General features: G+C 28.9%; 15 protein-coding genes and 1 pseudogene. 12 read left to right on the forward strand and 4 right to left on the reverse strand.

Annotated features, from left to right (window positions below; all coding sequences use genetic code 11):
- Position 1 precedes the first annotated feature (1 nt).
- Genes ACD570_RS00820 through ACD570_RS00835 form a run of 4 tightly spaced genes read left to right on the forward strand, consistent with a single transcriptional unit; the run spans position 2 to position 2721 of the window.
- Entirely contained in the window at positions 2-454 is a 453-nt protein-coding gene (locus tag ACD570_RS00820; RefSeq protein WP_417904313.1) for a 23S rRNA (pseudouridine(1915)-N(3))-methyltransferase RlmH, read from the forward strand.
- A gap of 13 nt (positions 455-467) precedes the next feature.
- The gene (dksA, locus tag ACD570_RS00825) at positions 468-824 is read left to right on the forward strand and encodes an RNA polymerase-binding protein DksA (protein WP_200281521.1); all 357 of its coding nucleotides are present in this window, start codon (positions 468-470) and stop codon (positions 822-824) included.
- Positions 821-1807, forward strand: a complete 987-nt coding sequence (locus tag ACD570_RS00830; RefSeq protein ID WP_417904314.1) for a hypothetical protein — start codon at positions 821-823, stop codon at positions 1805-1807. The genes dksA and ACD570_RS00830 overlap by 4 nt, the downstream gene beginning before the upstream one ends.
- On the forward strand, positions 1804-2721 hold the full coding sequence (locus ACD570_RS00835) for a tRNA dihydrouridine synthase (protein WP_200281517.1): 918 nt from the start codon (positions 1804-1806) through the stop codon (positions 2719-2721). Before ACD570_RS00830 ends, ACD570_RS00835 begins: the two co-directional genes overlap by 4 nt.
- A gap of 46 nt (positions 2722-2767) precedes the next feature.
- On the opposite strand, the gene ACD570_RS00840 is transcribed toward ACD570_RS00835, so the two are convergent.
- Together ACD570_RS00840 and purB are read right to left on the reverse strand one after the other, a co-directional pair.
- On the reverse strand, positions 2768-5137 hold the full coding sequence (locus ACD570_RS00840) for a ribonucleoside-diphosphate reductase subunit alpha (RefSeq protein ID WP_417904315.1): 2370 nt from the start codon (positions 5135-5137) through the stop codon (positions 2768-2770).
- A 17-nt stretch (positions 5138-5154) separates the two neighbouring features.
- On the reverse strand, positions 5155-6483 hold the full coding sequence (gene purB / locus ACD570_RS00845; protein ID WP_337205081.1) for an adenylosuccinate lyase: 1329 nt from the start codon (positions 6481-6483) through the stop codon (positions 5155-5157).
- 79 nt (positions 6484-6562) lie between these two features.
- Here purB and ACD570_RS00850 point away from each other — a divergent pair, with 79 nt between their 5' ends.
- From ACD570_RS00850 to ACD570_RS00875, 6 genes and pseudogenes are all read left to right on the forward strand, one after another.
- Entirely contained in the window at positions 6563-7468 is a 906-nt protein-coding gene (locus ACD570_RS00850) for an RluA family pseudouridine synthase (protein ID WP_337209647.1), read from the forward strand.
- A 76-nt stretch (positions 7469-7544) separates the two neighbouring features.
- A complete protein-coding gene (locus ACD570_RS00855; RefSeq protein ID WP_337209648.1) occupies positions 7545-8459 on the forward strand; it encodes a cytochrome-c peroxidase in 915 nt (304 codons plus the stop codon).
- Positions 8443-9075: pseudogene (locus tag ACD570_RS00860) on the forward strand (DAHL domain-containing protein); the annotation flags it as partial. The gene ACD570_RS00855 and the pseudogene ACD570_RS00860, both read left to right, overlap by 17 nt.
- A gap of 528 nt (positions 9076-9603) precedes the next feature.
- Positions 9604-10230, forward strand: coding sequence for a methyl-accepting chemotaxis protein (locus ACD570_RS00865; protein WP_267907002.1), 627 nt, complete (start codon positions 9604-9606; stop codon positions 10228-10230).
- Between the two features lie 95 nt (positions 10231-10325).
- Positions 10326-10493 carry a dihydroneopterin aldolase gene (locus tag ACD570_RS00870; protein WP_200281504.1) on the forward strand — a complete coding sequence of 56 codons (168 nt, stop codon included), beginning with the start codon at positions 10326-10328 and terminating at the stop codon, positions 10491-10493.
- A gap of 12 nt (positions 10494-10505) precedes the next feature.
- Positions 10506-12023: a disulfide bond formation protein B gene (locus ACD570_RS00875; RefSeq protein ID WP_337205085.1), complete on the forward strand. Its 1518-nt coding sequence runs from the start codon at positions 10506-10508 to the stop codon at positions 12021-12023.
- Between the two features lie 20 nt (positions 12024-12043).
- Here ACD570_RS00875 and ACD570_RS00880 read toward each other — a convergent pair whose 3' ends face one another.
- Together ACD570_RS00880 and queC are read right to left on the reverse strand one after the other, a co-directional pair.
- Positions 12044-12472: a GNAT family N-acetyltransferase gene (locus ACD570_RS00880; protein WP_337205086.1), complete on the reverse strand. Its 429-nt coding sequence runs from the start codon at positions 12470-12472 to the stop codon at positions 12044-12046.
- Complete coding sequence (gene queC, locus ACD570_RS00885; protein WP_337205087.1) at positions 12465-13145, reverse strand: 7-cyano-7-deazaguanine synthase QueC; 681 nt, start codon at positions 13143-13145, stop codon at positions 12465-12467. Before queC ends, ACD570_RS00880 begins: the two co-directional genes overlap by 8 nt.
- Before the next feature lie 66 nt (positions 13146-13211).
- Between queC and ACD570_RS00890 the strand changes: the two genes are divergently transcribed.
- Together ACD570_RS00890 and ACD570_RS00895 are read left to right on the forward strand one after the other, a co-directional pair.
- The gene (locus ACD570_RS00890; protein WP_200281495.1) at positions 13212-14438 is read left to right on the forward strand and encodes an HD domain-containing protein; all 1227 of its coding nucleotides are present in this window, start codon (positions 13212-13214) and stop codon (positions 14436-14438) included.
- An 81-nt stretch (positions 14439-14519) separates the two neighbouring features.
- Positions 14520-15038: a YagU family protein gene (locus tag ACD570_RS00895; protein WP_337197228.1), complete on the forward strand. Its 519-nt coding sequence runs from the start codon at positions 14520-14522 to the stop codon at positions 15036-15038.
- Positions 15039-15103 lie beyond the last annotated feature (65 nt).

Consider the following 15103-nt stretch of genomic DNA (forward strand, 5'->3'; position numbering starts at 1 on the left):
TTTGCAAATTAATATTTTTTATATACAAAAAAACGATGAATTTGAAATTTTAGATCAAAAATATTTCAAATTAATATCTAAATTTGCCACAATTAAAGAATATAATCTTTTTAATAAAAAAATAGCCAATGCGCAAAATCTTAACAATCCAGAATTAGCAAAAAAAAGCTACGAAGAAGCATTTAGTACACACAAAAAAGGTTTTAATATAGCTCTTGATGAGAGAGGTAAAGAACTAACGAGTTTAGAATTTGCCAAAATGATACAAGATAAAATTGAATTAAGTTTTTTTATAGGTGGGGCTTATGGACTAAGAAAAGAATTTACAGAAAAATTAGATTTTAGCTTTTCGTTGAGTAAATTGACTTTGGCACATTATTTTGTTAAAACTTTGCTTTTAGAACAAATTTATCGCGCCTTTTGCATTAACTCCAATCATCCCTACCACAAATGAATTAGGAAATTTTATGAAAAAAAATGACTTAAACTTTTTTAAAGATAATTTAGAACAAAGAAAAAAAGCTATCAAAGAAGATTTACAAAGTAATTCCAAAGAAATCGAAGCCTTACACAATAGCGTTCCTAGCGATAGTGTTGATTTTTCAGTTATAGAAACAAATTCTCAAATTGATCTTGCTATTAGTGCCAACTTAAAACAAGAATTAAAAGAAATTGAAGAATCTCTTAATAAAATCAAAAATAATACTTATGGTATTTGTGAATCTTGCGATGATGAAATTGCCATTGAAAGACTTAAAATAAAACCTCATGCAAAATATTGTATTACTTGTCGCGAAAATTTAGAAAAAGGAAAAAATTTATGAAAGTTAAATTATTTTTGGGTGCTAGCCTTATTTACACTCTTATAATTTTTGCATTTGCTTGGTATTTAAAACTTGGTAGCTATACTCTAAATTTTAGCACTTATAATTTTGAACTTCCAATTATGATTTGGCTGATTTTACCTTTAATTCCCTTGATTTTTTTTGCCACTTTTCATATAATTTTCTATCATTTTTTATTAACTTTTAAATTTAAACATTTCTTTAAAGATTCTGCTAAGTTTGAAAGTTATATTCAAAATTTACTTCTAGAAAAAGAGTTAAATATAAGCTTTTATACTCAAGAATTTAGAAAAGTAGCACAATTTGCAAAAATTTTAAAGACTCATGAAAAAATTCCAAATGAAACTAAAATCAATGAAATTTTAGATCTCATTGACGCTTTAAATAATCAAGAATATAAAAATATTTCTAAATTTAAACTTCCAAATAATAATATTTTATTTTTAAAAAATGAGCAAAATCGCATTCAAAATGATATTAATTATGCTTATTCTAAAATAAAAAATATTACTGAAATTAAAGATGAATTTGAAGAATTAGCCTTTAATACCCTTCTGCAAAAAGGTAATTATGAACAAATTAAAAATATTAAAATTTCTAAAAATTCTCATCAAGTTTTAAACTTAATAAAACGCTTTAAAGATGGAAGTCTTGAACTTAATACTGCTGAATTTGAAGTTTTATTGTCTCATTCTCTCTTAAACGAAAAGGAATATTTAAGCATTGCAAAAATAAGCACTAAATTTTTTAATCCAGATGCAATACTAGGAATTTTTTCCAAAATAAAAAATGAAAAAAATGAAGCTTTAAAAGCATACTTATATTTACTTGCCGAATTTGGCCTTTTAGATGAACTAAGAGAGCAAATCAGAAAAGATGAAAAAAAATTTAACGATTTTAAAGCTTTTTTAATCCTTAAAGAAAATAATATTAAATTTGATTTAAATCATCTTATACAATGATAGATTTTACCAATAAACCTTTATTTCTAGCTCCAATGGCAGGTTTCTCAGATCTACCATTTAGAAATGTAGTTAAAAAATTTGGAGCTGATGTAACTATCAGTGAAATGATAAGCTCTAATGCTTTAGTTTACGAAAGCTCTAAGACTTTACATATGCTAGAACGTTCAGAATTAGAAAAACCCTATATTGTGCAAATTGCTGGAGGCGATAAAGAAATACTTAAAAAAGCTGTTGAAATACTTAATGAGATGGATTTTATAGACGGTATTGATTTTAATTGCGGCTGCCCTGTGAATAAAGTAGTTAAGCAATGTGCTGGTAGTGCTTTATTAAACGATTTAGAACTTTTTAAAACTTTAGTGGGAGTAATCAAGCAAACCAATAAAAAAAAATTAACAAGTGTCAAATTTAGATTAGGATTTAATGAAAAATATCCTGAAAAAATGGCAACAATTTGCGAAAATTTAGGTGTTGATTTTATAAGCATCCATGGGCGAACAAGAAAACAGCTTTATAGTGGAAAATCTGATTATAATTCTATAGGCTTTGCTAAAGCAAGTGTAAAAATTCCAGTAATTGCCAATGGAGACATCGATGCAAACAACGCTCTTGAAGTTTATAATATTACAAAATGCGATGGATTGATGATAGGAAGGGCAAGTATAGGTAACCCTTGGATATTTTATGAAATAAAACACAACAAAAAAGTTGAAGAAAAATTAAAAAAAGAAATCATACTAACTCATTTTGAAGAAATGTTAAAGCATTATCAAAATCAAGCCGTAAGTATATTTCGCAAACATTTACATGAGTATTCCAAGGGTCATAAAGAAGCTTCAGCTTTTAGAGATGAAATCAATCGCATCAATGATGCAAAAGAAATGATTAAAAAAATAGATTCTTTTTTTTAATCATTTTAAATTTAAAGTTTTTAAAAATAAAAACTTTAATAAATTTTTACTGACATCCCTCACACTCTATACTACGATCAGCCACATTTACTTTTTCGCTATTAGGGCTTTCACTTCTTAAATAGTATGTAGATTTAACACCAAGCTCCCAAGCGAGCTGATAAATTTCATTAAGATAGCCCCCGCTTGCCTTATCCAACGATAAAAAGATATTTAAGCTTTGCCCTTGATCTATCCACTTTCCGCGTATAGCAGCTGCTTTTACCAAAATTCTTTGATCAAGTTCATAAGCTGGAGTATAATATTCCCAAGTTTCAAGACTTAAATTTGGAACAACAACAGGTATCATACCGCTCAAATTTTGTTCAAACCATTTACGCTTATAAACAGGTTCTATAGTTTGAGTGGTCCCTACTAAAATAGATATAGAGGAAGTAGGAGCGATTGCCATTAGATATCCATTTCTCATGCCATCTTTTTTAACTTTTTCTCGAAGCTTATTCCAATCACAATCGCTTTGATTAAACAAACCTTCTCTTAAAGTTAAAGCTTTAGCCTGTTCATTAGCAACATCAATAGGAAAAATTCCCTTGCTCCAGTTTGATCCTTGAAAATCAGGATAAGATCCCTTTTCTATGGATAAATTAGAACTTGCATTTATAGCTTCAAAACTAATTTTTTCCATAATCTTATCAATTATTTCAAAATGCTCTTCACTCCCCCAATGAATTCTAGCTTCAGCAAGCATTTGTGCTTCACCCATAACTCCAAGTCCTATGGAGCGAGATTTTAAATTTATATCTTTAACTTTCCTATGAGGATAAAAATTCAAATCAATTACATTATCAAGCATACGAATAGCTGTAGGTACAACGCGTTCGATATCTTCATTAGAATGCACCTTGCTTAAATTAATACTTGCTAAATTACATACAGCGGTTTTACCATCATTTTTATACTTTTCAACTATATAAACTTTATTACCATCAATACTATCTAAAGTTGAAATTTTCTTGGCTGATTTTTCATAACCACCGTCTATAATTACACGCTCTTCTTCGTCAAAATGTCTTTCATCTCCATTTTCAAAAACAACTTTAATTTGATAATAATTAGGATCAGTATTTTGAAAAATTTCTGTACATAAATTTGAACTTCTAATAATTCCTGCATGAGAATTTGGATTAGCTTTATTAGCAGTATCCTTAAAACATAAAAATGGCAAACCTGTTTCAAAATAATTTAACAATATTTTCTTCCAAAGCTCTTTTGCCTCTACAATTTCTTTAACAATACTTTCATCTTTTTCGTATTCTTCATAACGTTTTTCAAATTCTTCCCCGTACAAATCACATAAATCAGCTGTATCGGCAGGATCAAAAAGTGTCCATTTGTCGTTAGCTCTAACTCTTTTCATAAAAAGATCATTAATCCATAAAGCAGGAAAAAGCTCGTGCGCTCTACGTCTTTCTTCTCCAGAATTCTTTCTTAAATCTATAAAATCGCTTATATCCATATGCCAAGGCTCTATATAAACTGCGATAGCACCCTTTCTTGTTCCAAGTTGATCAACTGCAACAGCAATATCGTTTGTAATTTTTAAAAAAGGAATAATTCCTCCAGCGGCATTTTTATGTCCGTCTATACTTCCACCCATAGCACGAACTTTGGACCAATCCCAACCTATACCACCACCAAATTTTGATAAAAGCGCCATTTCTTGATAAGAGTCAAAAATTCCTTCAATATTATCAGGAGTACTCCCTATATAACAAGAACTAAGTTGATGTCTAGTAGTTCTAGCATTTGAAAGAGTTGGAGTAGCCAGCATAATTTCAAATTTGGAAATCAAATCATAAAATTTTTTAGCCCATTCTCCAGGATTGAATTCATTTTGTGCTAAAAACATAGCTATAGCCATAAACATTTGTTGTGGAAGCTCTATAGGCATACCTTTACTGTCTTTAATTAAATAGCGATCATATAAAGTTTTAACACCCAAATAAGTAAATTGCATATCACGCTCAGGCTTGATATAATCATTTAAATCATCTAAATCATATTTTTCTTTTAAACCTAGTAAAATTCTCCCCTCTTTTTCACCTCTTTCAAAATAATCACGTAAATGATTATAACGATTCATGCCATTAACTTTTTTATATAAGTCAAATAAAAAAAGCCTAGCTGCAACAAAAGTCCAATTTGGACAATCAATATCTATCTTATCTACAGCTGTTTTAATAAGAGTTTTTTGAATTTCTTCAGTTGAAATTCCATCTCTAAATTGAATTTTAGCATCAAGCTCTAATTCACTTAAACTTACACCCTCTAAATCTCTTACAGCATCGGAAGTACATTTTTTAATTTTAGCAATATCTAATTCTTCTGTTCGTCCATTTCTTTTTATAACTTTCATTGTTTTCCTTAGCCTAATTATTTAAATGTTCTTGCAAAAATAGCATCAATATTTTTTGTATAGTAATTATAATCAAAACATTTACGTATATCCTCTTCATTTAAACTTTTTCTCAAATCCTCATCATGTAAAAGCGCTATTAAAAATAAACTTTCATTTTTATCATTAATTGCCTCTTTGCCATTTTGCAAATCAGACCATACCTTCATAGCATTTCTTTGAACGATTTTATAAGCTTCTTCACGACTAATTCCCTTGAAAGGAAGCTCTAATAAAACACGTTGAGAAAAGACAAGTCCTCCGGTAAGATTCAAATTTTTCATCATATTTTCCGGATATATTAAGAGATTTTCAATTAAATTTGTAAGACGTGTAAGCATAAAATCAGCTGTTATAAAAGCATCTGGTAAAATAAATCTCTCTACACTAGAATGAGAAATATCTCTTTCATGCCAAAGCGCAACATTTTCCAACGCTGGATTAACAAAAGATCGAAGAACTCTGCAAAGTCCCGTAATATTTTCACTCAAAACTGGATTTCTTTTATGCGGCATCGCTGAACTTCCTTTTTGCCCTGTGCTAAAAAATTCTTCAGCTTCATAAACTTCTGTTCTTTGAAAATGCCTTATTGCTACAGCAATTTGTTCGCAAGATGAAGCTAAAATAGCAATAGCTGAAATCACTTGCGCGTAACGATCTCTTTGGATAATTTGATTAGAAACCGGAGCAGGCTTAAGATCTAAATTTCTACAAACCTCTTCTTCAAATTCTAAAGGAGCATGAGCAAAATTTCCCATCGCACCACTAATTTTACCATAGCTAATCACTTCTTTAGCATGCATTATAAGATCTTTAGCATGTAAAATTTCATCATACCAAATTGCCATAACAAGACCAAAAGTTATAGGTTCGCCATGAATTCCATGACTTCTTCCAACCATCAAAGTATTTTTATGCTCCATAGCTCGTTTTTTAATGGCCTCTAAAAGCAATGAAATATCCTCTAAAATAAGTTCTAAACTTTCTTTGATTTGCAAAGCAACAGCAGTATCAATACAATCAGAACTCGTCATTGCATAATGCACAAAACGACTCTCTTCTCCTAAACTTTCACTCACACTTGTAAGAAAAGCTATAACATCATGTTTAGTTGTTTTTTCAATTTCATCGATTCTATCAATATCAAATTTTGCATTTTTTAAGATTTTTTCACAGTCGGTATCATTAATAAGACCTAATTTATTCCAAGCTTTAACAGCAGCTAATTCTACTTTTAACCAAGCATCATATTTAGCCTTAATATCCCATTTTTTAGCCATAACTTCTCTGCTATATCTTACAACCATGCTTTATAAACCTTTTTAGCTATAATTTTAAATCATAAAAAATAGAATTCTATCTAAAAAATTCTAAGAAAGAAGTTAAATGCCCTATATAAAAATAAAACTACCTAATAATGGAAAAAAGGCGTTTCAAGTCTTAATGGAATCTTTAAAAATTCCCATAAATGAAGCGCAAAGATTGATTGATAAAAAAAGACTTTTTTGTAATGGAAATTTAGTTGAAGAAAAAAATAAAATTTTAAATGGAATTGTAGAGCTCATTGTTTATGAAAATCATCCAAGAGGAGTGGAAATCGTATTTGAAAATGAAGATTTTGCTGTGCTTGAAAAACCGAGTGGTGTTTTAAGTCATCCTAATGGAAGGCATTGCCAATATAGTCTTAGCGACGAAATTTGGCATTTATGGGGAAAACAAGCTTGCATAGCCCATCGCCTTGATAAAGAAACAAGTGGGTTAATTCTAGTTACAAAAAATAAAAATGCCCAAATTGAATTTAAAACCATGTTTGAAAAAAGACAAATTCAAAAAGAGTATTTAGCTTTAGTTTCAGGGAAAATAGAAAAAAATTTTAAGATTGATGCCTGTATTGATTTAATCCAAAATTACGATGATGTTAAAACCAGAATGCAAATCTGCGAAAAAGGAAAAAAAGCTTTGACCGAATTTGAAATTTTAAATTTTTTTCCTAAATATAATTGCACTCTTTTGCTTTGCAAACCTTTAACAGGAAGGCAGCATCAAATAAGAATTCATTTATATCATGCAAAATATCCTATATTAGGTGATCCGCTTTATGGTTTAAAAAAGGAAGAAATTGAAGCTATACTAGATGGAAAAATAAATCCTAGCGAAAGAATCCGTCTAACAGGTGCCAAACGTTTATGTTTACATGCTAATGCTTTAAAATTTACTTTTAAAAATAATCAATTTATTATCAATTCTAAAAAAAATATTGAAAATGAATTTATACAAATCTTACATATCTAATGCTTTAAAAATTTATTATTAATTAATAAATTTTACATTATGATTATGAAACTTTAAAAATTAAGGAAACTAAACAATGAAAATATTTTATACGATGTTATTTTTAATAACGACAACATTTGCAATTGATATGATCACTCCGCTTCCAAATAAAATAAACTATAACAAAGAAAAAGCTATTCTTGGAAAAAAATTATATATGGACACCTCCTTATCTAAAGATGGAAAGATATCTTGCAATACTTGCCATAATATTAATAATTATGGGGTTGACAACACTACAAATTCAATAGGAGTAAACAATCAACTAGATACGCCTTTTAACACACCAACAACTTTTAATTCTGTATTTAATTTTGTCCAATTTTGGAATGGACGAGCACAAAATCTACAAGAGCAGGCAAAAGTACCTTTGTTTAATCCTAAAGAGATGGGATTAACTCCAGAATTTCTTTTAAAACAAGTAAATGCAAATCCTGACTATGTAAAGAGTTTTAAAGATATTTATGGAGAAATTACTGTAGATAATATAGCTGATGCGATTAAAGAATTTGAAAAAACACTTATTACTCCAGATTCTCCTTTTGATAGATATTTAAAAGGGGATAAAAATGCAATTTCTGAAAAAGCAAAAAGAGGCTATGAAGAATTCAAAGCTCAAGGTTGTATTTCTTGCCATCAAGGACAAAATATAGGTGGTAATATGTTTCAAAAAATTGGTATTTTTCAAGAATATCCTAATCAAGAAAATTTAGGACGTTATGAAATCACAAAAAAAGAAAGCGATAAAATGGTATTTAAAGTACCAAGCCTTAGAAATATTGCCAAAACAGCTCCTTATTATCACGATGGAAGTATACCAACTTTAGATGCTTGTGTCCAGTTTATGGCTTATTATCAACTTGGAAAATTTTTAAATCAAGAAACTGTAGATGATATAGTAGCTTTTCTAGAAAGCTTAACAGGAGAATACCATGACAGCATCCAATAAAAAAATTTCTTTTTTATATCAATTTATTTTTTTGGCAATTTGTACATTGATTGCTATTTTTATATTATTAGGAATTATTTTTAATAACTACACCTCAAGCAAAAATGCTAAAGAAATTATAAATACCTTGCAGACACTTCAAATTTTAAATACCCGTATTGATAAAGTTTTTCAAAATAGTTTTAATTTTATCAATTATGATGAAAGTGTTGCAGCAGTTGAACAAATGGAAAATATGCTAAAAAACTTAAAAAAATTAGGGATTGATGGTTCTCGCACTGAAACTATTTTTCAAGAAAAATTAGCACAATTAGATCATTTCAAATCAGCAAATTCAATTGCAGTAAATTCTAAATTTTATCTTTTTGAATTAGCTAAAGATTATTTTGATGAAACTGAAAATAATTTAAGCAAAAAAGATATTCAAAATATAAAAACAATGAATGCTATTCTTAGGATTATTGCGACAGAAAATGTTTTAGAAAAAACCACCTTAAAACATTTAGATGCTTTAATACAAAATTTATCGATGATGAAAAATAATGATACCCTAGAGCTTTTTGCAACCCATTATAGAATGATTTTAAAACAAATTCAAATTATGCAAGGTGATTCAACTATTTATACTGATGCTACACTGGCCAAAGAGCTTAATCGCCTCAATCAAATCACACAATCAAATATTGATAAAATTAATATACAAAAATTATATGTGGCAATTGGAGTTTTTGCCTTGATTTTTGTTTTATTAATCTTATTTATTTCTATTACCTTAAAAAAAGTTATTATTCCTGTAAGAATCTTAGAAAAATTAAGTACTAATCTAGCTAGCAAAGAAGCTAATTTATCCTCTAGATTAAATATCGATCCAAAAAGTGAATTAGGAAAAAGTGCTGCATATATTAATACTTTTATTTCGGTTGTTCAAAATTCTGTACTTGAAGCAATTGAAAATGCAGAAGCCAATCATAAAAATTCTGAACAATTGAAAAACAATGCTAACACTCTTGAAGAGAGTTCAAATTCTCAAAATAATCAAATTGAAAATGTTAAAGAAATTACCAATGTCTTAGATGATCATATCGTTTTAGCTGGAAATTTAGCACAAGAAAGTGTTGATAATATGCAAGATATGCATTTACTGATGAATAAAGTCGGAAGCACCCTTACTCAACTTGTTGATCTTATTAATGAAAATAATGCAAAAGAACAAAATGTTGTTGTTAATATGGATAACTTAACTCAAAGTGCTGACAATATTATAGAAATTACTGACTCTGTTAGAGATATAGCAGATCAAACCAATTTACTTGCCCTTAATGCAGCTGTTGAGGCAGCTAGAGCGGGTGAGCATGGTAGAGGTTTTGCAGTAGTTGCCGATGAGGTTGGAAAACTTGCTGAGAAAACAAGCAAATCTCTTTTAAGTATTAATGCTACTGTTAATACTATTGTACAACAAATCAATGATAATAAATCTTTGATGGATCTTATTCACGAGTCCATGAAAGAAACTTCAGACAAAACTAATAGTTTGCAACAAGAACTTATTAATTCTATGCATAAGCTAGAAAGCTCTATACAATCGACTCAATTTATGAAAGATAAAAGTACAGAAGTGCAAGAAAAAATGATTGTTTTAAGAAATAGCGTTGATAAGGTAAATGAACTTGCTAATCTTATTAAAAATCTTTCTTGTGAAATAAATAATATTTCTAGCAATGTTTTCAATGGGGCTTCTAAGCTTTCGCAAAAACTTAATAATTTTAAATAATTTTTTCTGTATTTTATAAATACAGATTAAATATTTTATTTTTATTTTATTTTAATGAGGTACAATTTAATAACTTTAGCTAAAAAGGAGTTATTATGGAGTTTTTGGAACTTTTATTAATTTTTGTTGCCTTAATACTCATTATTAAAAAACCAGAAAAAGAAAATTTGGCTTTTAGTTTAGTGATGATAGCTTGGCTTATGATGATTATTTTTTATGTTGGTCACAAATCAACTGGACTTTTAACCATAATGAATTTGTAAAAAGGATAAAAAATGAACGAAATTAATAAAGCAAAAAAATTTTATACCTTAATGTGTCTAGCAGGTTTTTTAATCATACTTTTACCTGTAGGAACTGCAAATATTATTTTTGGTTACTTTCTAGCTGATAGCCCTTGTGTACTTTGCTGGGGACAAAGAGAAGCGATGATTTTTATCGGGGTAATGGCTCTTTTCATAGTTCGTTATGGTATGAAAGGAAAATATTTAGCTGCTCTTTTGATTATGACTGCAGCGGGTCTTTATCAGTCTTTTGCTCATTTTGGAAATCATGCTATGGAAGATTTAGATCAAGGTTTTGGCTTACCTGTTTTTGGAATTCATACCTATTTTTGGGCCGAAGTTGTATTTTGGGCTGTTGTATTGCTTTTAGGTTTTATTTTTATTTTTGCGCCAAAATTCAGTGCTTTTGATAAAGAATTAAATGGTGAAAAATTTAGAAAATATACCGGCTTCTCACTTGCCGCTGTTGTTATTAGTGCTATTATTGTAGCTTCTAATGTTTTTCAAGCTTTTGTAGGAACTGGAATATTCCCTTATGTAGGCCAAGGAGATCCTGTAAGATTTACCCTTAATCCAAAATATATTATTTGGAGTACAGATAGTTGGCATGGATTATGGCAAAATATCTCTTTCTTAGGAAAACGCGATGTTAAAGCTCCCGATTATGCTTTTGCACCAGCAAGCGATAAACTAGGAATTAAATTTGATAATGATGTCAATAATTCTCCATTTGCAAAAATCGATGAAAATCTTAAAATATTAGATGAGCAAACTATTAATTTCAATAAAGCAATCAATACTCTAGACTTTATCAATAATGAATTTGTAGCAAGTTCTAAATGGGATGTGTATTTCTTAGATAATAATTTTACCACAAAAGATAGTTTTGAACTTGATCCATATTTTTCAGCAAGCATTGATCCTATTATAGGAATCATTCCTTATATGAATGATAAATTTATCCTTATGGGCTCTAATAAATCTTTCTTAAGATTTAAGAAAAATCCAAATGCAAATGATACTTTACAATATGCTGATTTTGTAAAAGGAGCCAATCACTTTGAGGGTCAAGGAAAAGATTTGGGTCGTGGAAGATTAAGCACTGTAAGATCTAAATTTAATCACGTAGCAAGTATGACTACAGATGATAAATATTTTTATCTTGCTACAGTTCCAAACAATAAAGATGCTAAAACCTTTGTTATCTCTAAATACTCTTTAAAAGATCTTGTTTTATCTGGAGAATTCACACCAAAAGCAGATCTTAAAGAAGGTAGAACTTTGGGCGATCTTTATATCACTTCAATGACTGATAAAGATGGAAAAATATATGCTCTAAGTAAAAATCATAATGTTATAGCAGTGATTGATCCAGTTAAAGAAGAAGTTGTTAAAACTCTATCTTTTCCAAATACTATAACTAATGCAAGAAGTATTTTCTTTAAAGATGGAAAAATCAATATTCTTTCTTACCAAGATGGAGCAAATAAACTCTTTACTCTAAATTAAAACTTAAGTTCTAGTTAAAGCTAGGACTTTTGCATTTTTAAAAGCTTAAATCCGAAATCATCTTGATATTCCCCTACGATTTGAAAACCAAATTTTTGATAAAATTTTAAAGCTTTTTTATTGTCAAAATTAACTTCTACTTTATTTAACTTAAAATCCTGCATCGCCTTTTTTAAAAGTTGAGATCCAAAACCTCGATTAAAAAACGAAGGGTGTATAAAAAGCATTTGAATTTCTTCTTGATGAAAACCTAAAAAACCTGCCAATTCATCTTTTTCATAAGCAAATAAAAAATCTAATCCTTTAAAATCAAAATCCATTAAATATTTTTTAATGATTTTAAAATTCTTTTCATCTAAAAAATCATGACTTGCCTTAACACTTTCTTCCCAAAGCCCCAAAAGCTTTTCTATTTGAGTTTTGCTTAATTCTTTATAGTGTCTAATCATTTTTATATTTAATCCTATCTTTTATTCCTGCTTTTTTAAAACCTTTTAAACGAAGCAAACAGCTATCACATTCCCCACAAGCTTCATTATTGCTTTCATAACAAGACCAAGTAAGCTCCAAAGGCACATTTTCTTTTAAAGCTAACTCAACGATTTGCCCTTTATTGAGATTTATAAGCGGAGTTTTTAGTGAAACTTTAAAATTTTTACTCGTTCCGTTATTGATAAAATTCTCTGCTTTTTTTATAAATTCAAAAGTACAATCAGGATAACCACTACCATCTTCTTCCACAACCCCTATAAAAATACTTTCACAGTTTTCTTTTTCAGCTAAAGATCCCGCGATGCTTAAAAAAATTCCATTGCGAAAAGGAACATAAGTTATAGGTGGATTGACATTATTTAAAAGAAGTTCATTTTTAGGTATACTTAACTCTGTATTAGTTAAAGCATTTCCACCTATAGTTTTAATAAAACTTACATCCAAAATATAAGTTTTTTCAACTTTTAGAGTCTGACAAATTTTTTCAAAACATTCTCTTTCTTTTTTTTGAGTTCTTTGTTCGTAATCAAAATGCAAAGCTACAATCTCATAGCCTTCTTTTTTAGCTAAATAAGCACATAAAGTACTATCCATTCCTCCGCTGATTATACAAAGTGCCTTTTTACTCATTCTTATCCTTAATTTGTTATAATTTTTGTTATTTTAACGAATTTTTTTAATCTAAAAGGTAATTATATGATAAATATAAAACTTATAGAACATATTTTTAAAGCCGCTTCTATTAGCCGCTGGAATGATTATCCAAGAATGGCAAATTTAGTTGAACTTGACAAACAAGCGCATAAATTTATTATCGCATATTTTATTGCCAAAATGGAAAAAGATATTGATATGAAAATGATTATAGAAGGGGGTATTTTTGAATTTTTAAGTCGTGTTGTAGTAACTGATATACGCCCTGATGTTTATCATGAAATCGTACGCCAAAAAAAAGATGAAGTGAATGCTTGGGTTTTAAGCAAAATTGAACCTATGATAATAGATATTGAAGATGGGGAATTTCTTAAGCGTTTTGAAAACTATCTTAATAGCAATTCTTATGCCAAAGAAAGGCTAATTTTAAAAGCCGCTTCTTATTTTGCTACAAAATGGGAATTTAATATTGTCTATCAAACCTCAGCTTTTTTAAGCGATATTGATGAAATTAAAAACAAAGTTGAAGAAGAATTAGAAGACTACTATGAATTAATAGGAGCTAGAAAAATCGCATTAAATCAAAAAATAGCAAAGATAATTGATCTTAGCGGGAGACTTCGTTTTCAAAAACGCTGGGCACAAACTCCAAGAATTCCAGAAACTGCGGTACTTGGACATATGCTAGTAGTTGCGATTTTAGGTTATTTTTATTCTTTAAAAATCAAAGCTTGTGATAAAAGATTGGAAAATAATTTTTATTGTGCTTTATTTCATGACTTACCAGAGAGTCTTACAAGAGATATTATTAGTCCTGTTAAATATGGGATAGAAGGTCTTCATGAAATTATAAATGATTACGAAATGAAATTAATCAATGAAAAAATTCTCCCTTTTGTACCTGAAAATTTAAGAGCTGAATTCTCTTTTATACTTGGCATTAGAGAAGGAAGAGCAGGGGAGCCTAATTTTGTTAAAAATGAATTTGAAAATCGCACTTATAAAAATAAAAAAATAGAGCTTTGCAGTGGCAGCTTAAGTTCTTTTAATGAAAATGATTTTGGAGCAATTGACGGTAAAGCTTTGAAATATTGCGATAAGCTCGCTGCCTTTATAGAAGCTGGACTTAGTATCAGCTATGGCGTTAAATCCAAAGAACTTGAAAATGGTTTTTTAGGAATGTATGATTTTTTTGAAAAAAACCGCACTATAGATGGAGTAAATTTTTTTGAAATATGCACAAAGCTTAAAGAATATTTTAAAATTTAAAATAAATTAAATATATTTATTGACAAAAAAAATTGAAAGCAGTAGAATTAATTGTAATCAAATCCAAAAAAAGGAGAGACTATGAAAACTGATAGAAAATATACTCTAGCATTTTTTATAGGGATTTTAGCAGGTATTTTTGGTGCAATTGTAAAATGGGGATGGGAAGTACCTTTTCCTCCTCGAAATCCTAATATATTTTGGCCAATAGATGCATTAGAGCGCACAACTCCGCCTAAAATTTTTCTAGAACAATTAGGATTACCTACCGATTGGACTTATACATTTTCAGGCATACAAATGCCTTTGTCGATTTTTATAGTTCATGTGGGATTTTCTATTATATTTGCAATAGCATATTGTATGATAGCAGAAAAATGGCACAAAATAACAATGTGGCAAGGAGCTGTTTTTGGTTTTTTTGTTTATCTTTTTGCTCATGTAATTGTTATGCCTTTAATTGCAGAAGTTCCTCCTCTTTCAGAAATTCCTTTTGATGAGCACTTATCTGAATTTTTTGGGCATATAGTTTGGCTTTGGGGTATAGAAATTGTACGTCGTGATATAAGAAATCGTATCACAAAAGAAATCGAAAATTAAAAATTTTTATCTTTATAATTGATAAAAATTATCAATTGACAAAAATATTTTTTTATAATATAATA

This window comes from Campylobacter sp. LH-2024 (assembly GCF_048270605.1).
Classification (GTDB): domain Bacteria; phylum Campylobacterota; class Campylobacteria; order Campylobacterales; family Campylobacteraceae; genus Campylobacter_D; species Campylobacter_D molothri.